This is a genomic window from Pandoraea captiosa (assembly GCF_902459775.1).
GTDB lineage: Bacteria > Pseudomonadota > Gammaproteobacteria > Burkholderiales > Burkholderiaceae > Pandoraea > Pandoraea captiosa.
Map to the genome: position 1 here is coordinate 147,300 of NZ_CABPSQ010000011.1, position 22,131 is coordinate 169,430.

Genomic DNA, 22,131 nt, shown 5'->3' on the forward strand with positions numbered 1-22,131 from the left:
GCCCGCCCGTTTTTGACGAGGAGACGTCACCGTGCCGACGGTACGGATTGCAGTTTTTTTGGTGACACTTGGAGCACATCCATGTTGTGGGAGAAAAAACTCGAAAACTGGGTAAGCGGTGTCAAGACATCGTCGAACCTGCCCATCCGCCTCGCGCTCTGGAATGGACAGCAATACGATTTCGGTGCCTTCGACAATCCCAGCGTAACGTTGCGCATCAACGGCCCTGCGGCCATGACGCGCCTGCTAAGTCCCAGCCTCGATAATCTCGGCGAGGCGTACGTGAAGGGCGAAATCGACGTCGAGGGCAAGCTCGCCGACGTCATCGACATGAGCTATGCGCTCGCCGGTAGCAGTCTGACGACTATCGGCCCGCTGGAGCGTGCCGTGCGCCACTTCAATCACAGCAAGAAGTCCGACAAGCGCTCGATCGAGTTTCATTACGACGTGTCGAACGAGTTCTACCAGCTCTGGCTGGACAAGAACATGGTCTATTCGTGTGCCTATTTCGAAAATGGCGACGAAGATCTCGACACGGCGCAAGAGAAGAAGATCGATCACATCCTGACGAAGATCGGCCTTCGCCCCGGGCAGACATTGCTCGACATCGGCTGCGGTTGGGGTGCACTGGTCATTCGCGCTGCGCAGAAATTCGGCGCGAAGTGTGTGGGCGTTACGCTCTCGCAGAACCAGTTCGATCTGGCCACCGAGCGGGTTCGCAAGCTCGGACTGGAAGACAAGATCGAGATTCGCATCCAGGATTACCGCGATGTGGAAGGTCAGTTCGACCGTATCACGAGCGTCGGCATGTTCGAGCACGTGGGCCGCAAGCAGCTGAAGGACTACTTCGCAAAGATGGCATCGCTGCTCAAGGACGACGGCGTGGCCATGAACCACGGCATCACGTCGACCGATCCGGATAGCGGCGAGACGGCGATGGGCGGCGGCGAATTCATCGATAAGTACGTGTTCCCGAACGGCGAATTGCCGCACATCAGCCTGGCGCTGGAGTCGATGCAACGCGGCGGTCTGGAGGCAAGCGACGTGGAAAGCCTGCGCCGTCACTATGCCCGTACCCTCACGCTCTGGTCGGAACGTTTCGAAGCCCATGCCCCGCGTCTGCGCGAGCTGGCCGGCGAAGAGCGATTCCGCGTCTGGCGCGTGTATCTCGCCGGTTGCGCGTATGCGTTCGAGCACGATCACGTCTCGATCTACCAAATCGTTTGCCGCAAGGCGGGGCAATCGGCCAAGCAACTGCCCTGGTCGCGCCGTTACATGTACGAGAATCGATGAGCCAGTTCGATCTGTTTGGCACGCCGCCTGACGATCCTGCGCCGGGCGGACGTGCCAGGCAGGTCGATGGCAAGTCGGCCGCCTCCCGTTCCGACGCGGCGGCTCATGACGACGCCGACACCTCCCGCCGCAGCGGTGGTTCACGCCGCGGCGTCGGCGCCGCCGACGTCGCGCCTGCCACGCGCGCGCTTGGCAAGCGACTGCCCGCCAATGTTCGTCTGGGCACGTCATCGTGGTCGTTCCCCGGCTGGAAGGGCATCGTCTGGGACGACGATTACAGCGATACCAAACTCTCACGGCAGGGGCTCACCGCATACGCCAGTCATCCGGTACTACGTTGCGTCGGGATCGACCGGTCTTTCTACAAGCCGATGTCGATCGTCGAGTACCAGAAGTACGCCGAACAAGTCCCGAAGGATTTCCGCTTTCTGGTCAAGGCGCCGAGTGTCGTGACGGATGCCGTGGTGCGCGGAGACAAGGGCGAAGGCCTGAGCGCGAATCCCTGTTTTCTCGACGCACGGATCGCCGACGAACAGTTCATTGCCCCCTGCCTTGCAGGACTCGGCCCCAAGGCCGGTGTGCTGGTGTTCCAGATCTCGCCGCTGCCCGTCGAGTTGCTGCGCGACGTACCGGCGCTGATCCAGCGAATCGAAGCGTTTTTCTCCGCACTCCCGCCGCTACCGCTTGGGGAAACGCTGCCCGATGGCACGGTCGCACCCGGTCCGTGTTACGCGCTCGAGATTCGCGACGGCGCGCTGCTCACGCCGCGCCTCATGCGTGCGCTGGGGCAACTGGGGGTGCGCTACTGCATCGGTCTGCATGCACGCATGCCGCACGTCGAACGTCAGGCCGCAGCGCTGGCGTTACTGGACGAGATGGGTGCCGGGCCGCTCGTCGTGCGCTGGAACCTGAACAGCGGCCACAAGTACGAACAGGCGAAAGCGAAATACGCGCCGTTCGACAAGATCGTGGATCCCGATCCCACCACCCGCGAGGTACTGGCCGCGCTGGCTGCCCACTATGCGCTCGCGGGGCATCCCGTCTTCGTCATCGTGAACAACAAGGCGGAGGGCTCGTCGCCGCTCTCCTGTCACGCGCTCGCCGAGCGCATCTCGGCGCTGTCAGCGGCCTCCGAAGAAGGAAACGACGCAGCGTCCCTCGACGACATGCCTCCGGAAACGACAATGGCCTGAAGCGGCAGGCAAGCCGCATTCAGGCCATTGTCATTCGCGCGCCGATGAGGGCGCGACGCTTACGCCACCAGGTGGGGAATCGCGACGTCCGGATTCACGTCCGCTTCGTAATCCACGCCTTCGATCTCGAAGCCGAACAGTCGCAGGAATTCGTGCTTGTAGCCCGCGAAGTCCGTCAACTCGTACAGGTTCTCGTTGGTCACCTTGTCCCACAGTGCCGAGACCTCACCCTGCACTTCCGGCGAGAGTTCCTTCTGGTCGGTACGCACGCGGCCCTCTTCGTCGAGCAGCGGCGAGGCGTTGTAGAGGCTGTCCTTGTACAGACCGTAGATCTGTTCGATGCACCCTTCGTGCGTGCCCTTGGCCTTCATGACCTTGAACAGCAGCGACAGGTAGAGCGGCATCATGGGAATGGCCGAACTGGCTTGCGTGACCAGCGCCTTGAGGACGGCCACGCGGGCATCGCCGCCGGTCGCGGCGAGTTTGGCGCGAATGCCCAGCACCTTCTCGTCCAGATCCTTCTTGGCTGCGCCGATCGAACCGTTCCAGTAAATGTCGTGCGTGATCTTTTCGCCGAGATACGTGAACGCGGTCGTCTTGGCGCCGGGAGCGAGTACACCGGCATCGGCCAGCGCGTCCATCCACATCTGCCAGTCTTCGCCGCCCATGACGGCCACCGTGTTCTCGATTTCTTCCTGAGACGCCGGCTCGAACACGGATTCCTTGACCACTTCCTTGTCCGTGTCGATGCCGCGCAACGTCACCGACTTGCCCACCGGCTTGAGCACCGAATTGAACACCTGCCCCGTTTCCGGGTGCGTGCGACGCGGCGCTGCCAGGCTGTACACGACGAGATCGACCTGTCCGAGATCGTTCTTGATCGTCTCGATGGTCTTTGCCTTGATTTCCTTGGAGAAGGCATCGCCGTTGATGCTCTTGGCGTACAGGCCCTTTTCCGTGGCGAATTTGTCGAAGGCGGCGGTGTTGTACCAGCCCGGCGTTGCGGGCTTGGTGTCGGTGCCCGGTCGCTCGAAGAACACGCCGAGCGTGGCAGCGTCGCTACCGAACGCCGCCGTGATGCGGGCGGCAAGACCATACCCGGTCGAGGCACCGATCACGAGCACTTTCTTCGGGCCGTTGGCGATCGGCCCCTGTGCCTTCACGTAATCGATCTGTTGCTTGACGTTGGCTTCGCAGCCGACGGGATGGGTGGTGACGCAGATGAAGCCGCGCACGCGTGGCTTGATGATCATGGAAACCTCGTTCACAAAATTCGATGATGCCGGCTCACCCGGCAAACACCGCGCATTGTAAACGAGGTCGGGCGCGGGCCGGCATTTTGCGCCCCTTGTACGTCCGACGCCTATGTGTCCGCTGCTTGCCTGCCGTCCGCCGGTGCTACGCCTCGCCTACTCCGGCGCGACGACGACCGTGCGGTCGATGTGCTTCGGAAACTGAATCTGGCGAATGCGGCGCACCAGCAGTGCCGCGACGATGGCGCCAACGCCCGTGAGCAACACGCCGGCATGCACGGCGCTCACCAGCGTCTGACGTGCGGTTTCCACCAGCGGCGTGCCGTCGATACCCATCGCCCGCAGATCGGTCAGCAAATCGGTTCGCAAGGCGGGATCGATAAGAATACGCGGGTCCAGCGCGCGCGTGACGGCGTGGGAGGCCAGCGTGCCGTCGAAGCTCGACACGGTCCCGGCTACGCCGCGTGCATACCAGTGATTGACGAGCGTGCCCACGATGGTCGTACCCAGCATGCCGCCAACCATACGGGTCGATTGCAGCAACGCGGTCGTGATGCCGAACCGCTCCCGTCCGGCAATCTCCTGACCGAATACGTTCATGTTGTTCAGGATGAAGCCGATGCCGATTCCCGCGCAGGCCATCGCCATGGCAAGCAGGCCGTGCGGCGTATCGCGACGAGACAGCCCCACGCCCGTCGCCGCCACCGCCAGCAGGCAGAAGCCGATGACCAGCATGTTGGTCGGCCTGGCCAGTCGCACCACGATCGGCGTGTTGATGAAGCTGCCCAGCGCAATGCATGCGGCAATCGGCGTGGCGATCAGCCCTGCCGCCTGCGGACTCAGCCCGAATCCCCCTTGCAGCAACAGCGGCGCGAAGAAGATCAGCGAATACATCACAAAGCCGATCAGCACCGAGAGGGTGAACAGCACCACGAGTTGCGGGTGGCGGAACATGTCGAGCGGCACGATCGGGTGCGTTGCGCTGCGTTCGGTGCGCAGTAACGCGAAACATCCAAGCGCAACCGCAACGATCAGCAGCAGGTTGCCAGGCGACGCGCCGTGCGACGGCACATTCTCGATAAAGACCTGAAACCCGCCGAGCACCACCGCAATCCACAGCGCCCCGCGCCAGTCCACGCGCACATCGCCGACGTCGTCCTTGTGAGCGGGCGGAAATTTCGGCAGGTAACGCCAAACGAAATACAACGCTGCCAGACCGACCGGCAGATTGACGAAGAACGTGGAGCGCCAGCCGAAGTGTTCCGAGAGCAATCCGCCCAGCGACGGCCCTGCCGCCGTACCGATGCCGTACGCCGTGGTGATGACCACCTGCCAGCGCACGCGCGAGCGGGCATCGGGAAATAGGTCCGGGACCGAGGCGAAGGCCGTACCGACCATCATGCCGCCACCAATGCCCTGCAAGCCGCGCGCGAACACGAGGAACGGCATGTTGGGCGCCAGCCCGCACAACAGCGATGCGAAGGTAAACGTGAGTACCGAGGCGACGACGAAGCGGCGTCGGCCAAAGTAGTCGCCGAGCCGCCCGAACACGGGCACGGTCACAACGGACGCCAGCAGATAGATACTCGCAATCCACGCGTAGTACTCGAAACCCTTGAGCTCGGCGACGATGGAGGGAAGTGCCGTACTGACGACGGTCTGGTCGAGAGCGACCAGCATATTGACGAGCGCGATGCCGATCATGGCCATCAACGCATCGCGAAAAGGCAGGGGGCGCACGGCGTACTACCTGAAGACTTCATGGAGGGGAGCTGCCATTCTATGCGAAAAATAATGAATATATGAACGTTCATGCGTGGCGCGCATTCTCGGGCGAAACCGCGTCGAATGCCTTGCCGCGCGCCGGTTCGCAATGCTTGATCCGACAACGAATCGACTGATACGAATTTTCAACGGCAGCCTAAAAATTACTCAACGCGATGCGATCATGCGCGTGGCCGTGATGTCCCGATCCCACGAAATCGGGCGTTATCCGATACCCCTTTCGGACGCGCCTCAACCCCATGCCCCGCCCGCCCGGGCATCATCTTTCCAACGCCGTCGCTGCGGACCGAAGCAAATGCCTGAATCCCGGGCGCATTCGCCAAAACCGCATCCGAACAACAGCCGCACCATCGCTCGACGCTTTGGAAGGCGTCATCGTCACTTATCTGGAGCCCTGCCCATGAAACATCGCCCTGTGCGCGAAGACTATCGACGCTGGCTGGATGCGCAACGCGCCGCCACATCGGCAACAGCGCGTGGGCAAACCCGGGCACCGGCGACGCCCGCGCAGCCCGAACTTCCGCCGAGCTTGCCGTTTGCCGGATACGTCGTCTGGTTCCCGCTACGCCGGGCTTATCTCGATATCCGGTTCGATCACCAACGCTTTGCCATCGTCACGCAATCGGTGGAAACCGCCGACGCTGCGTTTTACTTCGATCATTTCGACGCCGCATACGGACACGCCACGGATATCGAAGAACCGTGCCTGATTCTGTACGCCGCACACCCGGGCGGCCCGGTGAGGGTTGCGGGCTGATGGCTCGTCACGTTCCACCACTTTGTTCGAACGGCACCTAAGGTGCCCTAAAGGAGCCATTGCATGCACGTTCCATCACAACCGCTGCCCGGTTACTGGCCACAACTGTCTGACTGGCAAGTCAGGACCGGCGAGATTCCCGTCAGCCCAAATGCCGCCGCGACATTCACGAGTATCCGGAACCGGCTGCCTGAGGGGCACGCGATTCGGATGGCATCGCCGAACACGCAAGCGGGGGTAGATGGGCTATCGGAGGGAACGGGTGCAACGGATGTGAAGGATGTGACGGCGTCGAGTCACAAATGTCGCACGGTTCATGTCGACGACTACACGCACAACGTGCTCACGGCATTGGTCACGCCGCAGGACGGATGCCCGTCTCGTCGTTACACACGCAACGCGGATATCCGAACCTCGGTCGCCACCGCACTGGCACTCCACCCGGAAGGCGGCGACGCGCTGCTCGCAGCGAGACTCAAGGCGTTGGGACTGCCCTCGTTGCTTCGCGACGAACCGCAGTATCTGCCCGGAACGCTGGAAGCGCTTCGATACGATGTCGGGTCGCGAATCGTGGCTATCGGACGAAGCAAACTACCCGATCTGGCGAATCTCGGCGCACCGGACGATCTGGCCTTGCATGCGGCAGGTGAACGCGAACTGTCTTATCTGAATGGCGAGAGTCCGCACGCGGCGCAAGTCGCGCTCGATCACAAGCGAATTCTCGATTTTCACTACAGTGCAGCCGGGGTCACGACGTGGGCGGAGCGTCATGGGGACCGGGAGCGCCACGGCGACGAAGCGAAGCGCGCAAGCGAGAAAAGTCGAGAACATCGCATGGGTCCCGAGCCGCGAATCGGCACGTTCATCGAACATCTGGCGCGGTGCCAGCAGCGATCCGAGCCCGCGCGCACGTCCACGCGGGCCAAAGGACGCATTCCGCTTCCTCAGGACGTCGAGGCCCAGCGATCGCGCCGCAAGACGAAAGTCGAGCCGCCGCCCTACCCGCTCTCACCGCAGCATGACATTCTCTACAACTGCACACTGCTCTGAACGGCCGACAAGTCGGCCGTCCCATTCGTGCGCTCGCTCAGGCGGCAGGCTTGAGTCGGCGCGCAAACTTCTCGCGGAATTTCTTGAGCTTCGGGGCGACGACATAAGCGCAGTAGCCCTGATCCGGATGTTGACGGAAATAGTTCTGGTGATAGGCCTCGGCAGGCCAGAACGTCTGCGTGGGCACGACCTGCGTGACGATGGGATGCGGATACGTCATCTCGGCCATCAACTCGGCGATGAGATGATCCGCCGCCGTCTTCTGGGCTTCGTCGTGGTAGAAGATTGCGGAGCGGTATTGCGTGCCGATATCGTTGCCCTGACGATTGAGCGTGGTCGGATCGTGAATCTGGAAGAACACGACCAGAATCTCCTCGAACGTGACGACGTCCGGATCGTAGGTCACCTGAACCACTTCGGCATGCCCGGTATCGCCTTCGCAAACCTGCTCGTAGGTCGGATTGTCGACATGCCCGCCTTCGTAGCCGGAGACGACGGATTTCACGCCGTCCAGTTGCTGATAGCAGGCTTCGAGACACCAGAAGCATCCACCAGCCAGCGTGGCGACTTCGGTACGGGTATCGCTCGGGGATTTCGTCTGCTCTGTCATCTTGACCTCGCTTGTCGACTGCGTTGGTGCTCGCGCAGACTCGCGTCGTGTCGTGCCGCACTGCACCAAACCAATAGGGCGGGCGATCGATGTTCGATCGCCCGCCCTATTGTCGCGCAGAAGTCTCGCGAATGGCGCAAATTACCTTTTGCAGCGCGTCACTCATCGGTCATCACAACCGCATAACCCTGATGCTTTGCGGCGCCACCGCCTCGACTCCTCACAGCGCAAGTGCGCCGCCCGGTCAACCGTCCGACGCTCCGCCCTGCAGCCCGGACTTCCCCGCAAAACCTCAGACGTCCAGTTGTGTGATCAGCGGATGCAGCAAGCGCGCACCGACGCGCGCCGTCAGGCCGTCCCGGTCATACGTCGGGTTGTACTCGGCAATGTCCGCCACGCGCAGCTTGCCGGAGCGACGCACCACGCCCACGAGCGCTTCGATCACTTCGAGCGCCACGCCGTGCGCTGCCGGAGCCGAGACGCCCGGGGCCTTCTCGCCCGGCAACACGTCCATATCAATCGTCAGGTAGACGTGACTCACCTTCGCCAGCCGCTTCTCCAACTGCTCGCACATCTGCGGCAGACGGTGTGCGAGCATCGTCTCGTCGAGCCAATAGTCGACGTTGAGTGCCGTCGCACGCTCAAAGAGCGCTTCGGTGTTGCTGTAGCGGCTCACGCCGAGACATGCGTAATGGAACGGCGCCTGACGCCCTGCCAGCAACTGCGAAATCTGCCAGAACGGCGTGCCCGAGCTGGCCGTCGGCTGGGCGCGAAGATCGAAGTGCGCGTCGAAGTTGAGAATCAGCATCGGCTCGTCGCGCAGACGGTCGCCGAAATGCTCCGCCACCCCGAGGAACGTGCCGTAGGCGATTTCGTGTCCGCCGCCGAGCACCACGGGGCGCGCGCCGGCGGCCAGCACCTCGGCCACCCGGTGCCCCAGCGCGGCCTGGGCGGCTTCGAGGCGGTCGTCGGCACAAACGATGTTGCCGCCGTCGAACACCGCAGGCGTGCCCTGCACCGGCAAACTCGCCAGTGCGCGACGCAACATGTCGGGGCCGGCAACGGCGCCCTGACGTCCATGATTGCGGCGCACACCCTCGTCGCTGCAAAAGCCCAGCACCACAGCGCCGCCAGCGACTTCAGACGCGTCGCACGCGTCGTAGTCACGCAGCACCTGATGCAAACGCAGCGTATGGCCTGCTTCGCCGGTATCCACGCGGCCTTGCCAGACCGCTCGATCGATTGTCATTCGTTTTCCTGCCTTGCCTTACCTGATCGTTACCGAATGCCTGCGCATGTCCTTGCGACACCTGACCAACCCAAGCTGCCCCAAGTCTCACGCGCAGGCACCATTCACACGGCGTTACGCGGATCGCGTGAGCACCGCCTGAAGGAATTCACGCGTACGCGCCTCGCGCGGCGCCGTGAAGATCTGGTCCGGCGGACCGGCTTCGATGATGCGCCCCTGATCCATCACGACCACCACGTCGGCCACTTCGCGAGCAAAGCCCATTTCATGCGTCACGACGAGCATCGTCATACCGTCGTTGGCGAGCGCCTTCATGACTTGCAGCACTTCACCGACGAGTTCCGGATCGAGCGCGGAGGTCGGCTCGTCGAAGAGCATGACCTGCGGCTTCATCGCCAGCGCGCGCGCAATCGCCACACGTTGCTTCTGGCCGCCGGAGAGCGTGCCCGGGTAGACGTCGGCCTTCGCCGCCAGGCCCACCTTGGCGAGCAGTTCGCGTGCGAGCTTGTCGGCCTCGGCGCCCTTCATGCCGCGCAGCTTGCGCGGTGCGAGCGTGACGTTGTCGAGCACCGTCAGATGCGGGAAAAGATTGAACGACTGGAACACCATGCCCACTTCCGTGCGCAGATGGTTGAGCGCGTTCTCGCCCATCATCTTGCCGTGATCGACGAGCTTCTTGCCCACGATCTCGATGGTGCCCTGCTCTGCCGTCTCGAGACCGTTGCAGCAGCGCAGGAACGTGCTCTTGCCCGAACCGCTCGGGCCGATGACCACGACGACCTGACGGGCGTCGACTTCGAAATCGATGCCCTTGAGCACCTGATGGCTGCCGTACGCCTTGCCCAGCCCTTCGATTTTCAGGATCGGGGCGCCGGTGACTTTCTTGACTTCGCTCATTGCACGGCACCTCCGGCACGCAGGGACTTCTCGGCGCGCTGCAGCAGCAGCGTGGTAACACCGGTCAGAATCAGATAAACAAAAGCAATCGCCAGATACACTTCCAGCGAGCGATACGACACGCTGATGATCTTCTGGCCTTCGTGCATCACGTCATGAATCGTGAGCAACGACACGAGGGCGGAGTTCTTGATCAGCGCGATGAATTCGTTGCCGAGCGGCGGAATCATGCGAACCACTGCCTGCGGCAGAATGACCGAGCGCATGGCCTGACCATAGGGCATGCCCAGCGAACGGGCGGCTTCCATCTGTCCGCGTTCGATCGACTGGATGGCGCCACGCACGATTTCCGAAACGTAGGCACCGCTGTAGATGCCCAGGCCCAGCACGCCGCACACGAACGCCGGCAGCAGAATGTTGAACTGCGGCAGGCCGAAGAACAGGATGAAGAGCTGCACCAGCAGCGGCGTGCCACGAATGAACGTGACGTAAGCGGTACAGATGCCGTAGCGAATGCGGTTAGCCGGATTGAGGCGGCCCATGCCGACCAGCAAACCCAGCACACAGCCCAGGGCCAGGGCGCAGGCAGTCACTTCAACGGTCACCAGCGCGCCACGCGCCAGATCCGTCCAGTTTGCCCACACCGGCGAAAAATCGAGTTCCATGCGTACTCCGTCAGTTGCTCTACTGCGCTATTGCCAATTACTTGGGCGGACGACGTCACCCGTTTCAGAGTGACGGCCAGCCCGCCCGGTCTTGCTTTGGTATTGCCCGGACGTCGCTCAGGGACTCGCCCTGAGACGACCTTCGCCAATGCCTTACTTCGCGGTACCGAAGTACTTGGTCACGAGCGCGGCGTAGGTGCCGTCGGCGCGGACCTTCTCCAGCGCCTTGTTCATCTCTTCGGTCAGTGCCTTGTCTTCCTTGCGCAGGGCGAAGCCATAACGCTCGATCGTGAGCGTCTTGTCGAGCACCTTCACCGACGGGTTGGCCTTGGCGTACAGCAGGGCGGCCGGCTTACCGGTCACGGCGGCGTCGGCACGGCCGATCTTCACGAGTTCGAACATCTGGTCGTTCTTCTCGACTTCCACGCGCGAGACCTTCGGATAGTTTTCCGTCAGGAACTGCACCGACTTCGTGCCGACCTGCACCGAGACCTTCTTGCCGTTCAGATCGGCCGGTTCCTTGATGCTGGTGTTATCGGCCTTGACCATGATGGCCAGACCGCCGGTGTAGTACGGGTGCGTAAAGTTCACGGCCTTCAGGCGTTCATCCGTGATGTAGATGGCCGAAGCGGCCACGTCGACACGCTTGGACAGCACGGCCGGAATCAGGCCCTTGAAGTCGATATCCGTCCACTCGACCTTCTTGCCCATGGCCTTGCCCAGCGCTTCGATCATTTCGACGTCGAAGCCCGTACGCTTGCCGTTTTCCACGTACTCGAACGGCGGGAAGGTCGCGTCGGTCGCGACACGCAACACGTCGTCGGCAGCGAAAACTTTGGTCGAGCAGGTGACGGCCAGCGCCATCGTGAACAGGATGTGACGCAATTTCATCTGGTACTCCTTCGTGTAGTCTCGGTTCGGTAAAACCGGTTAAAAGTACTGCAATCGATTCGAAATACGCTCGGCTGCCGCCAACGTGAGGCGGATCAGCTCTTCGTGGCGCTGCGCCACACGCACGGCCGGCGCCATCAGGGTGATGGTGCCTTCCAGACGTTCCTTCGCGGCAAAGACGGGAGCCGACACGCCCCAGACGCCGAAATCCACTTCGCTCTCGGACACCGCGTAGCGCTGCTTGCGAATCTCTTCGACCTGCGCGACGAGACGCTCCTGCGCAACCGGCTGCCCCGCCAACTGGCGCCCGATCAGATTGTCGCGGGTGGTCTGGGGCAGGAAGGAGAGCAGGGCCTTGGCCGATGCACCGTGCACCAGCGGGTGTGCGCGTCCCTTGGCGAACGAGCAGCGCAGCGATTGCTCGCTCTCGTGCATGTCGAGGCAAACGACCTGGCCGTTCGCCGCCACGAGCAGACCGACGGTCTCCCCGGTGCGCTGCACGAGGGCGTCGATTTCTTCACGCGCCTGGGTGACAAGATGCGAGTTGTGGTCGAAACCCCACGCCAATTGCACGCCAACCGGACCAGGTTCATAGAGCGCCTCATGGGCGTGCTCCTGCACCAGGCCCCACTTCTTGAGCGGCACGAGGTGGCGGTAAACCGTGGAGAGCGGCAGGCTCGTTTGCGCGGCGATCTCGCGTGCCGCGATCGGTCGTCCATGACGCGCGACAGTCACAAGGACCTGCAGAACGCGCTCGGAGACCGAATGAGCTTCGGTGGTGTCCATCGTCTTCAAAAACCAAAGAAAGCAAAAAAATCAGCGGGATGTGCCGCCGATGACGACATGGGCGCTATCTTGCGATGCAATTCCCAAAGTAAAAAATGCGATTCTCATCGGATGGTAACAAATTGGGAGATTACGCATAGGGACTTTCCCTTATGCATCGCGGAATCGCGGCATAAAAAAACGCCGAAACCCTTTATACACAAGGGTTTCGGCGTTTTTAAACAAAAACTGAATAAAGGCTCTGATTACCGAATGTTGGTAGCCATTTGCGAATTTGCGGAAGCCGATAGCCACTCGATGAGAATCGGTTTCTGCACTTTCCCAAGTGCGCTCTTCGGCAGGCTGTCGGACACGACGACCCGGCGCGGCAGTTTGAAGCGCGCGATGCGGGTGGCGAGAAAATCCAGAACGACCTGCTGCGTGGCCGGGGCGTGCGGCGTCGGCACAACGACCGCGACCGGCACTTCGCCCCACCGCTCGTCCGGCACGCCGACCACCGACGCTTCAAGCACGCCCGGGCAATCGACCAGCGCGTTTTCGATCTCTGCCGGATAAATGTTCTCGCCGCCCGAGATGATCATGTCCTTGCTCCGGCCGACGACCTCGAAGCATCCGTCGTCGCGCAGCCGTGCCAGATCGCCCGAGCGAAACCAGCCGTCGTCGAGACCGCGATTGCCGGGCGTGCGCCCGGTATGCCCAGACCAATACTCGCGCATGACGTTCGGCGCACGCACGAGAATCTCGCCGACCTCGCCCGGCGCAACGTCCTGCCCTGCCGCGTCGATCAGCCGCACTTCGACACCCGGACAAGCACGCCCGACCGCCCCCGGATGCGCCTTCGCTTCGCCCAGACGCAACGCGATGGACACCGGCCCGGTCTCCGTCGCGCCGTAGACTTGTCCCAGCGGAATGCCACGGTCGTGGAACGCGTCGATGGCGGACATCGGCACCACGCTCGACCCGGCCATCACACCGCGCAGCGAGGAGAGATCGGTCGTCGCCCACGCCGGATGCATCTGCACCGCGCGCAGGGTCGCAGGCACCATCAGCGACAGGGTGGGACGATGTCCGGCCACGTCCGCCAGCCACGCGGCCGGATCGAAGCGCGGGTGCAGCGTGACGCTCGCTCCGCGCAGCAACGCGGGCAGCGTCTGGATGCAGAGTCCGCCGACGTGAAACATCGGCAACGTCGACAGGACATGATCGTCGGCGCGCATTTCGTGCGCCCACCAACTGGCCTCGGCATTGGCCAGCAGCCCGGCCTGCGTGTGAAGCGCGCCTTTCGGCTCGCCCGTCGTACCGGACGTATACGCGAGCAACACCGGGGCATCGGCAGGCACGTCAGGGTACTCGACCGGCTTGACGGACGGCACCGCGATCAGTCCTTCGATGGGCGCGATGGCAGGCGGCGGCAGATCGGTAGTTGAATCCTGCTCCAGCGTGTCGCGGATCTGGCGCGCCGTATCGCGATGCATGGCATCGAACCACAGCACGCGCACCCCTGCATGGCGCACGATCGCCGAGAGCTCCGGCACGGCAAGGCGAAAATTGAGCGGCAGAAAGATGGCACCGGCACGTGCGCAGGCGAAGAGCAATTCGAGTTGCAATTCGTCGTTCAGACCGAGACAGGCCACGCGATCGCCCGGCGCAATGCGCCATGTCTCACGCAGGTGACCGCCGACGCGCTCGATGCGTCGCCAAAGCGCGGCATAGTCGATCGTCGGCGCTTGCTCGCCAACACCGCACCGCAGCGCCAGCCGCTCAGGCGTGGCGCGCGCGTGACGGGCGAGCGCTTCTACAAATGGCGTCAACTTGTTCTCCGTGACGTGACTAATCACACATTACTCATCACACGTACCCACCACGCATTACTCACCACACATTACTCGTCGCGTTCGCCCGGTTCGTAGAGCGCTTCGCGGCCGATACGATCGAGACACAACTCGGCCGTCCACGGCAGCATCAGCGCGCCGCAGCGCGAGTCCCGATACATGCGCTCGAGCGGCAGCGTCTTGAGCATGGACTGTCCGCCACAGGTGCGAATCGCGAGGCGGCACAACTCGTTGGCGTTCTCCATGATCGTGTACTGCGCCGCGTACGCACGCAAGCGCGCCTCCTTGCCCGGGTCGGCCCGACCGTCCTGCAACGCGCGCAGGAAAAGTGCCCGCGTCTGCTCCAGCATGATGTGCATCTGGGCAACGGCGATCTGCTTGGTCGGATACATGCGACGCTTGACCGGTGCGCCCATGCCTTCGGCTTCGCCGCGCAGATAGCGAACGGTGAAATCGTACGCCGCCTGCGCAATCCCCATATAGGTGGGCGCGAGCGTCATGAACATGTGCGGCCAGCGGCTGGCGGCCTGATAGTAGACGCCGCGCGGCATGAGCTGAAGTTCGTCCGCCACGAACACGTCCTTGAAGAGCAAGGTACGCGAGACGGTACCGCGCATGCCCAGCGGATCCCAATCGCCAGTGACGGTCACACCCGGGGCGTCGCCCGGCACTGCGATGTAGAACGTGTCCTTCATCGACAGTTCGGGCTTGTCTTCCGTACACAGCACCCCGTAGTAGTTCGCGGCGCCCGAGAGCGACGCGAAGATCTTGCGACCGTTGATCAGCCAGCCGCCGTCGACCTTCGTCGCCGTGGTGCCGAACGGCGCCTTGCCTGCGGCGGCCGCGCTTCCCTCTGAGAACGGCTGCGCGTAGATCGCGCCGTCCTGAATCACGCGCGCGAAGTGATGCTTGCGATAGCCCGCATGCTCGGTGCGTTGTTCGGGCGTCATGTCGAGATCGTCGGCAAGAATGCCGGTCCACATCATCGAGCACGTGTGCATGTTGAACGTGAGCGCCGTGGCGCCGCAATGACGCCCCAGCTCGGCGGAGACCATCATGTAGGTCGCGAAGTCCGCCCCCAGACCGCCCTCCGCCTCGGGAATGCACAACTTCAACAAACCGGCGGCGCGCATGTCGTCGTAGTTCTCGAACGGGAACGACGCTTCGCGGTCCCAGCGCGCGGCGCGCGGCGCGAGCGACTCGCGCCCGACCTGTTCTGCCAGCGCCAGCAGGCGCCGCTGCTTGTCCGTGAGCGGATAGTGCTCGCCGACGATCGAAGGGGGCTGATAGGCCACGGTTGTCTCCTGAAGTGTTCTGGGGATGGACGGAAGTGAGAGAGGGCTGGCGTGCAGTCAGACGCGCAGGTCGGCGAGGAACGCTCGCACCTCGGCATCGAAGGCCGCAGGGTGCGTAAGATTCATCAAGTGACCGGCACCCGGCAGGCAAACGTAACGCGCGTTCGGAATGGCCTCGGCCATGCGGGCCATGACCTTGGGTGGCGCATTGTTGTCGTGCTCGCCTGCGACAAGCAACACGGGGACGGACAAACGCGCAAGCGCTGCGCGCTGCTCAAACCCCACCAGCGCCTGCAATGCGGCGCGGTAAGCGTCAGGCGTGAGCGCGCCCATGGCCTGCACGGCGAGCGCATGCGCGGTGTCGCGCGTGGCGGGCTCAGGCTCGCCCAGCATGCCCGGCACGATGGCGTCGGCGATCTCGCGCAGTGTCTTGCCCGCGTCGAGCGGTGCGGTACGCTGCCGCACGAACTCGCGCTGAAAGTCGCCGTCCGGTTTGCCGAACGCGGGCGACGTGCCGCACAGCACGAGCGCGGCGACATCGCGGGTGAACGGTTCACCACGTGCCATCAACTCCTGCGCCACCATGCCGCCCATGCTGTGACCGACCAGCACGAAGCGCGACGGCGCGAGCGAGTCGAGCAGGGTACGCAGACTATCCGCGAGCGCCGCCATCGTCGGCGCGGCAGGCATCGGACTCTCGCCGTACCCTGGCATGTCCCACGCCACTACCCGATACCCCGCCGCAACGAATGTCTCGAACTGCGCCGGCCAGACGTTGCGATTGCCGCCGATGCCGTGCAGCAGAACGAGCGTTAGCGGGCCGTCGCCTTCGACGCGACAGGCGGGGCGAGGAACCGAAGCGTGCGCCATCATGCGAACTCGCCTTGCAGTTGTCCGTCGCGCACGACGACGTCGCCATCGAGGGCGATCGTGCACTTGCGCAGCGGCAGGTCGAAGTGCCCCAGCGTATGGCGTCCCGCGACCTCATTGGCACCCGTCGAATAGAGGAAGTTGCCGGCGAAGGCACGTTGCTCCGTGCCGTTGCAATCGCGCTTGTCGTAGCAGGCGAGTGCATCCCAGCGCGCGCGCGGGTTCAGACCGAAGCCGACATGCGAGACGGCATACGCCTCGCGATCGCCCCATGCCGCGAAATAATCGCGCATGAGGTCGACATCGACGCCCTCGCCATCGATGGCCACGACGTAGTCGTCCTCGACCGTCAGCGCGATCCGGTCGCGCAGGTATTGTTTGAAGGTGAGATTGATGTCGCCGGGCGCCAGCACGAGCTGACCGTTCACGCTGTGCGCGGCGGGAAACGCCAGTGCCAGGCCGCCGGGCCAGTGCGCTACCTGGCCGGGCTTGGCGCACCAGCCCCAGACACCGCCGACGCGCGCGTCGCGCAATCCGATGCGCAGGTCGGTCCCGGCGGCCGACGTCACATGCATCTGTGCTGCACCGCGCAAACGCTTGATGGCCGCGCGCACCTTGGGTTCCAGTGCCGGATCGGTTGCGCAGCGCTCCAGAATTTCGGGGTGTTCGTTGGACACCATGAGTACGCGTGCGCCGCCGCCGAGAATCTCCGGCAGTTCGGGCGCGTGCAGCAGGCCCTCGACGGTGCAGTCGACAACGAGCGTTGCCGTCTTCAATGCGGCGACGACCGGGGCCAGTTGTCCCAAGGCGTCGCTTGCGCCGGTCGAGCGCACGGGCACCGGCGCGGCCAGCCGCGGGCTGGGCACAATCAGCCGGAAAGGCCTTGCGCCAAGCGACTCGGCGGCCAGTTGCGCCAATTCCACGTTGACAGGCCGGGATTGCGTTTCGGCTACAATCGCCACCACATCACCGGGTCGTATGTCGCAGCGCCGCAAAGTCTCGGCAAATACGTCGATCCACTTATGCTCGATTCGCTCGATCAGCATATCGTCTCCTGAGCGTCTGACCCTTGCGCCCCTGCGGGGCTCCGTTGGCCATCACGCGTCTTGTCGATCTGTTGTTCGTGCCATAGTATATGAATATTCATACAAATCAACCCGATCAAATTTGCCGGACGGGAGTGCAGGAAAAGTGAACGCCAAACGCGCCGCAACGCCAGATTTCGACAGCACGGCTTTTCGCAATGCACTCAGTCAGTTTGCGACCGGGGTCACTGTGATTACTACGCGAGCCGAAGACGGTTCGCTCATCGGCATCACCGCGAGTTCATTCAATTCGGTCTCGCTCACGCCGCCGCTCATTCTTTGGAGCCTCGCCACGCGTGCCGGCAGCATGCCCGTCTTTCGCGAAAACTCGCATTACGTGGTGAATGTGCTGGCCGCCGATCAACTGGACATCTGCAAGCGCTTTGCGACGATGAAGGGCGACCGGTTCGCGGGTGTCCCGTACACGTTGTCGGCATCGGGTACGCCCGTGCTCGACGGTGCGCTGGCCTGGTTCGAATGCCACAACCGCAGTCGTTACGACGAAGGCGATCATGTGATCTTCGTGGGCGAAGTCGAGCGTTGCGGGGTCCATGCGCAGGCAGGCGATCGCACGCCGCTCGTCTTCCATGGCGGCAGTTTCCACAAACCCCAATCGCTGGGCTAAGGCGCATCATGTCTGCCGCGGGCGCGCCCTTCGTCGACGACTATCTGGCGTACCTGCTCGCGCGCGCGAGCGCTCTGGTCTCGGACGAGTTCCATCGCGAAGTCGCAGCAGCAGGTCTCGGGGTGCTGGAGTGGCGTGTGCTCGCCACGCTCTCCGACGGCCGGGCACGTACCGTCAACCAACTGGCGGACATCGTGCTTGCCAAGCAACCGACCGTCACCAAGGTCATCGACCGGCTCGAAGCCTCCGGTTATGTCGTCAGGGGTGAGAGCGCGACGGATCGGCGCCAGTCGCTCGTGTCGCTCACCCGGGCGGGTATCGCTCACGTCACGCCGCTGCTCGACAGTGCGCGCCGCCACGAAGCGCGCGTGCTTGCCCGCTTCGGTCAGGTCCAGTCGGCGCAACTCAAGAACGCGTTACGCGAGCTGATCCATCAGATGACGGATTGCCGCCAGCCGTAGAACGTTTTTGTACGCGTCATCCAACTTCAAGTTCCGACGAACTCGCATCGAATTCGACCAATTTCGCGAAAATTAAAATAATCCACCGCGAAACAGGCAAAATCGCCTGCCCAATTTCAATTCGACGTTTCACGCCCTTCGAATACGCAAGCACCTGCGGCGAGGAATTTCCTACACTATCTGGGATTTCTCCTTCCATGATTCGCCCTGACAAAGCGCGTGCGTATGAACGTTTCGAACGCTGCGGCCAGCACCGCAGACACCTCCATGACACGCGAGCGTCGCGTGTGGGATATCAGCGCACCGCTGAGTGCGGACACGCCCGTATGGCCCGGCGACACGCCCTTCACCGAGCAAGCCGTCTGGCAGATCGGTCCGGGTTGCCCCGTCAACGTCGGTCGGATCACGCTCTCGCCGCACACCGGCGCCCACGCCGACGCGCCACGTCATTACGACGACGAAGGCGCTTGCATCGGTGAAGTCGATCTTCAGACGTATCTCGGTCCGTGTCGCGTGATTCATTGCCTCGGCGCGTCGCCGGTGGTCACGCCCGAGATGGTCGAGCCGTATCTGGCGGACGTGCCCTCGCGGGTGCTCCTGCGCACATATGCGCAAGCGCCTGTGGACCGCTGGGACAGCGAGTTCTGCGCGGTCGCGCCTGAAACCATTGATCTGCTCGCCTCGCGCGGCGTGGCGCTCGTGGGCATCGACACGCCGTCGCTCGATCCGCAGCAGAGCAAGACGATGGACGCGCATCACCGGATTCGCGCGCATCGCATGGCGATTCTCGAAGGACTGGTGCTCGACGCCATCGAGCCAGCCGACTACGAACTCATCGCGTTGCCGCTGAAGTTCATGCGGCTCGACGCGAGTCCCGTGCGCGCCGTGCTGCGTTCGCTCTGAACGTCACGCCTGCACAACGCGCCGATAGTTTTTCACTGCCCTTCCTTCACTAGCATTTTCATTACTCGACAACGCAAACCATGACGTCTTCCCGCAACGATTGTCTGGCCCTCGACGCGGCCGATCCGCTTGCGCCGCTGCGCGCGCAGTTCGACCTGCCGCCGGGCGTGATTTACCTCGATGGCAACTCGCTGGGCGCCCGCCCGATCGCCTCGGCCAAACGCGCGCAGGAAGTGATCACGGCCGAATGGGGCGTCGGCCTCATTCGCAGCTGGAACGAAGCCGACTGGTTCGCGCTGCCGCGCACGCTGGGCGATGCACTCGCGCCGATCGTGGGCGCAGGCAAGGGTGAAGTGGTGGTCACGGACACCACCTCGAGCAACCTCTTCAAGGTGATGGCCGCAGCGCTCGACGCACAACGCACGCGAGCCCCGAAGCGCAAGGTCGTCGTCTCCGAGCGCAGCAACTTCCCGACCGATCTTTATATCGTGCAGGGCCTCACGCGTCTGCTCGACGATGGCTACTCGCTGCGCCTGATCGATTCGCCGGACGATTTGCCCGGCGCGCTGGGCGACGACGTGGCGGTGGTTTTGCTCACGCACGTGAACTACCGCACGGGCGCGATGTACGACATGGCCGCGCGCACTGCCGAGATTCACGCATCGGGCGCCTTGGCCGTGTGGGATCTGTGCCATTCCGCAGGCGCGGTGCCGGTGGATCTGAACGGCGCAAACGCGGACTACGCGGTGGGTTGCACGTACAAGTACCTCAACGGCGGCCCCGGCGCACCGGCGTTCGTGTGGGTCAACAAGAAGCATCAAGACACCTTCTGGCAGCCGCTGTCGGGCTGGTGGGGGCACCGCACCCCGTTCGCGATGACGCCGGAATACACGCCGGACGACGGTATCGGTCGTTATCTGTGCGGCACGCAGCCGATCGTGTCGCTCTCGCTGGTGCAATGTGGTCTGGACATCTTCGCGCAAACGTCGATGCAGGCGTTGCGTCGCAAATCGCTGGCGCTCACGGATCTGTTCATCGAACTGGTCGAAGCGCGTTGCGCCGAATTCCCGCTCACGCTCGTGACGCCGCGCGACCACGCCGCACGTGGCTCGCAAGTGAGCTTCGAGCATCCGCAAGGGTTTGCCGTGATTCAGGCGCTGATCGCGCGCGGCGTCATCGGCGACTATCGCGAACCGCGCATCATGCGCTTTGGCATGACGCCGCTTTACACGAGCTTTGCCGACGTGTGGGATTCGGTCGAGATTCTGCGTGACGTGCTGAGCACGGGGTCGTGGGACAAGCCGGAGTTCCATCGCCGTGGCGCGGTGACCTGAGAGAGGAGTGGTCAGCATGAGCAAGACGTCCCCCACCTCCCCCACCTCCCCCACGTCCGCCAACGCCACGCCGCCGGGCGGCGAGGCCGCCACGCCCGCACAGGGCGGGTGCCCGTTCGGCCATCGCAGCGACGACACGCCCGGCGTCGCGGGCGCGGCACCGGCCGCCCAGAACAATTCCGCGACTTCGGCCAACGCAACGCAATGGCACGACGCCAAGCTCGATTTCTCGAAGAGCATGAGCTATGGCGACTACCTGTCGCTCGATCCGATTCTGAACGCACAGCATCCGCGCTCGACCGATCACAACGAGATGCTGTTCATCATTCAGCATCAGACGAGCGAACTGTGGATGAAGCTGGCGTTGTACGAATTGCAGGCTGCGCGCACGGCGGTGCATAACGACGAACTGCCGCCGGCGTTCAAGATGCTCGCACGCGTATCGCGCATCCTGGAACAACTGGTGCAGGCGTGGAGTGTGCTCGCAACGATGACGCCGTCGGAGTATTCGTCGATGCGTCCGTCGCTGGGCAGCTCGTCGGGTTTTCAGTCGTATCAGTACCGCATTCTGGAGTTCATGCTGGGCAACAAGAATGCGGCGATGCTCGCGCCCCATTCGCATCGCCCCGATCTGTACCAGCAGGTCGAAGCAGCACTCAAGGCGCCCTCGTTCTATGACGAAGTCGTCCGCCTTCTCGCGCGCCGCGGCTTCGCGATCGCACCGGAGCGCCTGGAGCGCGACTGGACGAAGCCGACGCCGCACGACAAGAGCGTGGAGGCGGCCTGGCTGGAGGTCTATCGCAACCCGTCGCAGTACTGGGAGCTCTACGAGATGGCCGAAGAACTGGTCGATCTCGAAGACGCCTTCCGTCAATGGCGTTTCCGTCACGTAACGACCGTCGAGCGCATCATCGGCTTCAAGCAGGGCACGGGCGGCACCAACGGTGCGCCTTATCTGCGCAAGATGCTCGACGTCGTGTTGTTCCCGGAGTTGTGGCACGTGCGGACGTTGCTGTGACTTGATTGATTCGCGCCCTTGGCCGGGCGTGTGTCGGTGCCTCTGCGCTCGTTCGTTGGAAAACCCTCGTATGGACGCCGCCCCCGCCCTTGTCTCCTGCCCGGGGCTGCGGCGCTTGCCCGGCCCCTGACTCCGCTCCAATGCCCTTTAAGTCGCTACGTCAGGGGCCGGACAATCACCGCCATCCATTGTCCTGTTCGGTGGGTGTCGTCGCGTCGATGGCGGTTGCGGATCGGCTCGGGTGTCGCCCGCGGTGCGACTTAAAAGGCAGTGGAGCGC

22 protein-coding genes are annotated in these 22,131 nt (G+C 63.3%); 9 read left to right on the forward strand and 13 right to left on the reverse strand.

Features of this window, described 5'->3' with window-relative positions; all coding sequences use genetic code 11:
* Nucleotides 1-81: 81 nt before the first annotated feature.
* Together PCA31118_RS22085 and PCA31118_RS22090 are read left to right on the forward strand one after the other, a co-directional pair.
* Entirely contained in the window at nt 82-1,293 is a 1,212-nt protein-coding gene (locus tag PCA31118_RS22085) for an SAM-dependent methyltransferase (RefSeq protein ID WP_150627139.1), read from the forward strand.
* Nucleotides 1,290-2,486: a DUF72 domain-containing protein gene (locus PCA31118_RS22090; protein ID WP_150627140.1), complete on the forward strand. Its 1,197-nt coding sequence runs from the start codon at nt 1,290-1,292 to the stop codon at nt 2,484-2,486. The genes PCA31118_RS22085 and PCA31118_RS22090 overlap by 4 nt, the downstream gene beginning before the upstream one ends.
* A gap of 59 nt (nt 2,487-2,545) precedes the next feature.
* Here PCA31118_RS22090 and fabV read toward each other — a convergent pair whose 3' ends face one another.
* The gene (fabV, locus tag PCA31118_RS22095; protein WP_150627141.1) at nt 2,546-3,739 is read right to left on the reverse strand and encodes an enoyl-ACP reductase FabV; all 1,194 of its coding nucleotides are present in this window, start codon (nt 3,737-3,739) and stop codon (nt 2,546-2,548) included.
* 156 nt (nt 3,740-3,895) lie between these two features.
* Nucleotides 3,896-5,443, reverse strand: coding sequence for an MFS transporter (locus PCA31118_RS22100; protein WP_150627165.1), 1,548 nt, complete (start codon nt 5,441-5,443; stop codon nt 3,896-3,898).
* 481 nt (nt 5,444-5,924) lie between these two features.
* On the opposite strand from PCA31118_RS22100, the gene PCA31118_RS22105 reads away from it, so the two are divergent.
* Together PCA31118_RS22105 and PCA31118_RS22110 are read left to right on the forward strand one after the other, a co-directional pair.
* The gene (locus PCA31118_RS22105; RefSeq protein WP_150627142.1) at nt 5,925-6,281 is read left to right on the forward strand and encodes a hypothetical protein; all 357 of its coding nucleotides are present in this window, start codon (nt 5,925-5,927) and stop codon (nt 6,279-6,281) included.
* 63 nt (nt 6,282-6,344) lie between these two features.
* Nucleotides 6,345-7,331: a hypothetical protein gene (locus PCA31118_RS22110; RefSeq protein WP_150627143.1), complete on the forward strand. Its 987-nt coding sequence runs from the start codon at nt 6,345-6,347 to the stop codon at nt 7,329-7,331.
* A 37-nt stretch (nt 7,332-7,368) separates the two neighbouring features.
* Here the strand turns inward: PCA31118_RS22110 and msrA are convergent, their stop codons facing one another.
* The 10 genes from msrA to PCA31118_RS22160 form a co-directional block, all read right to left on the reverse strand.
* Entirely contained in the window at nt 7,369-7,941 is a 573-nt protein-coding gene (gene msrA / locus PCA31118_RS22115) for a peptide-methionine (S)-S-oxide reductase MsrA (RefSeq protein WP_044456617.1), read from the reverse strand.
* A 292-nt stretch (nt 7,942-8,233) separates the two neighbouring features.
* On the reverse strand, nt 8,234-9,190 hold the full coding sequence (gene hutG, locus PCA31118_RS22120; protein WP_150627144.1) for a formimidoylglutamase: 957 nt from the start codon (nt 9,188-9,190) through the stop codon (nt 8,234-8,236).
* Between the two features lie 114 nt (nt 9,191-9,304).
* A complete protein-coding gene (locus tag PCA31118_RS22125) occupies nt 9,305-10,087 on the reverse strand; it encodes an amino acid ABC transporter ATP-binding protein (RefSeq protein WP_150627145.1) in 783 nt (260 codons plus the stop codon).
* Nucleotides 10,084-10,752 carry an amino acid ABC transporter permease gene (locus PCA31118_RS22130; protein ID WP_039396703.1) on the reverse strand — a complete coding sequence of 223 codons (669 nt, stop codon included), beginning with the start codon at nt 10,750-10,752 and terminating at the stop codon, nt 10,084-10,086. The genes PCA31118_RS22125 and PCA31118_RS22130 overlap by 4 nt, the downstream gene beginning before the upstream one ends.
* Nucleotides 10,753-10,905: 153 nt before the next feature.
* Nucleotides 10,906-11,643, reverse strand: coding sequence for a transporter substrate-binding domain-containing protein (locus PCA31118_RS22135; RefSeq protein WP_052811119.1), 738 nt, complete (start codon nt 11,641-11,643; stop codon nt 10,906-10,908).
* A gap of 39 nt (nt 11,644-11,682) precedes the next feature.
* Nucleotides 11,683-12,429 (reverse strand): IclR family transcriptional regulator, encoded by a 747-nt coding sequence (locus tag PCA31118_RS22140; protein WP_150627146.1) that lies wholly within the window; start codon nt 12,427-12,429, stop codon nt 11,683-11,685.
* Between the two features lie 245 nt (nt 12,430-12,674).
* A complete protein-coding gene (locus PCA31118_RS22145; protein ID WP_150627147.1) occupies nt 12,675-14,240 on the reverse strand; it encodes a class I adenylate-forming enzyme family protein in 1,566 nt (521 codons plus the stop codon).
* A 71-nt stretch (nt 14,241-14,311) separates the two neighbouring features.
* A complete protein-coding gene (locus PCA31118_RS22150) occupies nt 14,312-15,556 on the reverse strand; it encodes an acyl-CoA dehydrogenase family protein (RefSeq protein WP_044456621.1) in 1,245 nt (414 codons plus the stop codon).
* A gap of 57 nt (nt 15,557-15,613) precedes the next feature.
* Nucleotides 15,614-16,429, reverse strand: a complete 816-nt coding sequence (locus PCA31118_RS22155; protein WP_150627148.1) for an alpha/beta fold hydrolase — start codon at nt 16,427-16,429, stop codon at nt 15,614-15,616.
* Complete coding sequence (locus PCA31118_RS22160) at nt 16,426-17,472, reverse strand: 2,5-dihydroxypyridine 5,6-dioxygenase NicX family protein (RefSeq protein WP_150627149.1); 1,047 nt, start codon at nt 17,470-17,472, stop codon at nt 16,426-16,428. Before PCA31118_RS22160 ends, PCA31118_RS22155 begins: the two co-directional genes overlap by 4 nt.
* Before the next feature lie 145 nt (nt 17,473-17,617).
* Here PCA31118_RS22160 and PCA31118_RS22165 point away from each other — a divergent pair, with 145 nt between their 5' ends.
* Nucleotides 17,618-18,136, forward strand: a complete 519-nt coding sequence (locus PCA31118_RS22165; RefSeq protein ID WP_150627150.1) for a flavin reductase family protein — start codon at nt 17,618-17,620, stop codon at nt 18,134-18,136.
* 8 nt (nt 18,137-18,144) lie between these two features.
* A complete protein-coding gene (locus PCA31118_RS22170; RefSeq protein WP_150627151.1) occupies nt 18,145-18,597 on the forward strand; it encodes a MarR family winged helix-turn-helix transcriptional regulator in 453 nt (150 codons plus the stop codon).
* Nucleotides 18,598-18,613: 16 nt separating this feature from the next.
* Here the strand turns inward: PCA31118_RS22170 and PCA31118_RS22175 are convergent, their stop codons facing one another.
* Complete coding sequence (locus tag PCA31118_RS22175; protein WP_150627152.1) at nt 18,614-18,796, reverse strand: hypothetical protein; 183 nt, start codon at nt 18,794-18,796, stop codon at nt 18,614-18,616.
* A 68-nt stretch (nt 18,797-18,864) separates the two neighbouring features.
* Between PCA31118_RS22175 and kynB the strand changes: the two genes are divergently transcribed.
* From kynB to kynA, 3 genes are all read left to right on the forward strand, one after another.
* A complete protein-coding gene (kynB, locus tag PCA31118_RS22180) occupies nt 18,865-19,500 on the forward strand; it encodes an arylformamidase (RefSeq protein ID WP_150627166.1) in 636 nt (211 codons plus the stop codon).
* An 80-nt stretch (nt 19,501-19,580) separates the two neighbouring features.
* On the forward strand, nt 19,581-20,834 hold the full coding sequence (gene kynU, locus PCA31118_RS22185; protein WP_150627153.1) for a kynureninase: 1,254 nt from the start codon (nt 19,581-19,583) through the stop codon (nt 20,832-20,834).
* Nucleotides 20,835-20,850: 16 nt separating this feature from the next.
* A complete protein-coding gene (gene kynA, locus PCA31118_RS22190) occupies nt 20,851-21,852 on the forward strand; it encodes a tryptophan 2,3-dioxygenase (protein WP_246190372.1) in 1,002 nt (333 codons plus the stop codon).
* The last annotated feature ends 279 nt before the right edge of the window (nt 21,853-22,131 follow it).

Bases quoted from the DNA above. Each gene is read 5' to 3' on its own strand.
- PCA31118_RS22170 (WP_150627151.1), top strand. From the start codon at position 18,145: ATGTCTGCCGCGGGCGCGCCCTTCGTCGACGACTATCTGGCGTACCTG.
- fabV (WP_150627141.1), bottom strand. From the start codon at position 3,739: ATGATCATCAAGCCACGCGTGCGCGGCTTCATCTGCGTCACCACCCAT.
- PCA31118_RS22100 (WP_150627165.1), bottom strand. From the start codon at position 5,443: ATGATCGGCATCGCGCTCGTCAATATGCTGGTCGCTCTCGACCAGACC.
- PCA31118_RS22155 (WP_150627148.1), bottom strand. From the start codon at position 16,429: ATGATGGCGCACGCTTCGGTTCCTCGCCCCGCCTGTCGCGTCGAAGGC.
- PCA31118_RS22105 (WP_150627142.1), top strand. From the start codon at position 5,925: ATGAAACATCGCCCTGTGCGCGAAGACTATCGACGCTGGCTGGATGCG.
- msrA (WP_044456617.1), bottom strand. From the start codon at position 7,941: ATGACAGAGCAGACGAAATCCCCGAGCGATACCCGTACCGAAGTCGCC.
- PCA31118_RS22175 (WP_150627152.1), bottom strand. From the start codon at position 18,796: ATGGAAGGAGAAATCCCAGATAGTGTAGGAAATTCCTCGCCGCAGGTG.
- kynU (WP_150627153.1), top strand. From the start codon at position 19,581: ATGACGTCTTCCCGCAACGATTGTCTGGCCCTCGACGCGGCCGATCCG.
- kynB (WP_150627166.1), top strand. From the start codon at position 18,865: ATGACACGCGAGCGTCGCGTGTGGGATATCAGCGCACCGCTGAGTGCG.
- kynA (WP_246190372.1), top strand. From the start codon at position 20,851: ATGAGCAAGACGTCCCCCACCTCCCCCACCTCCCCCACGTCCGCCAAC.
- PCA31118_RS22090 (WP_150627140.1), top strand. From the start codon at position 1,290: ATGAGCCAGTTCGATCTGTTTGGCACGCCGCCTGACGATCCTGCGCCG.
- PCA31118_RS22160 (WP_150627149.1), bottom strand. From the start codon at position 17,472: ATGCTGATCGAGCGAATCGAGCATAAGTGGATCGACGTATTTGCCGAG.
- PCA31118_RS22110 (WP_150627143.1), top strand. From the start codon at position 6,345: ATGCACGTTCCATCACAACCGCTGCCCGGTTACTGGCCACAACTGTCT.
- hutG (WP_150627144.1), bottom strand. From the start codon at position 9,190: ATGACAATCGATCGAGCGGTCTGGCAAGGCCGCGTGGATACCGGCGAA.
- PCA31118_RS22085 (WP_150627139.1), top strand. From the start codon at position 82: ATGTTGTGGGAGAAAAAACTCGAAAACTGGGTAAGCGGTGTCAAGACA.
- PCA31118_RS22125 (WP_150627145.1), bottom strand. From the start codon at position 10,087: ATGAGCGAAGTCAAGAAAGTCACCGGCGCCCCGATCCTGAAAATCGAA.
- PCA31118_RS22135 (WP_052811119.1), bottom strand. From the start codon at position 11,643: ATGAAATTGCGTCACATCCTGTTCACGATGGCGCTGGCCGTCACCTGC.
- PCA31118_RS22140 (WP_150627146.1), bottom strand. From the start codon at position 12,429: ATGGACACCACCGAAGCTCATTCGGTCTCCGAGCGCGTTCTGCAGGTC.
- PCA31118_RS22130 (WP_039396703.1), bottom strand. From the start codon at position 10,752: ATGGAACTCGATTTTTCGCCGGTGTGGGCAAACTGGACGGATCTGGCG.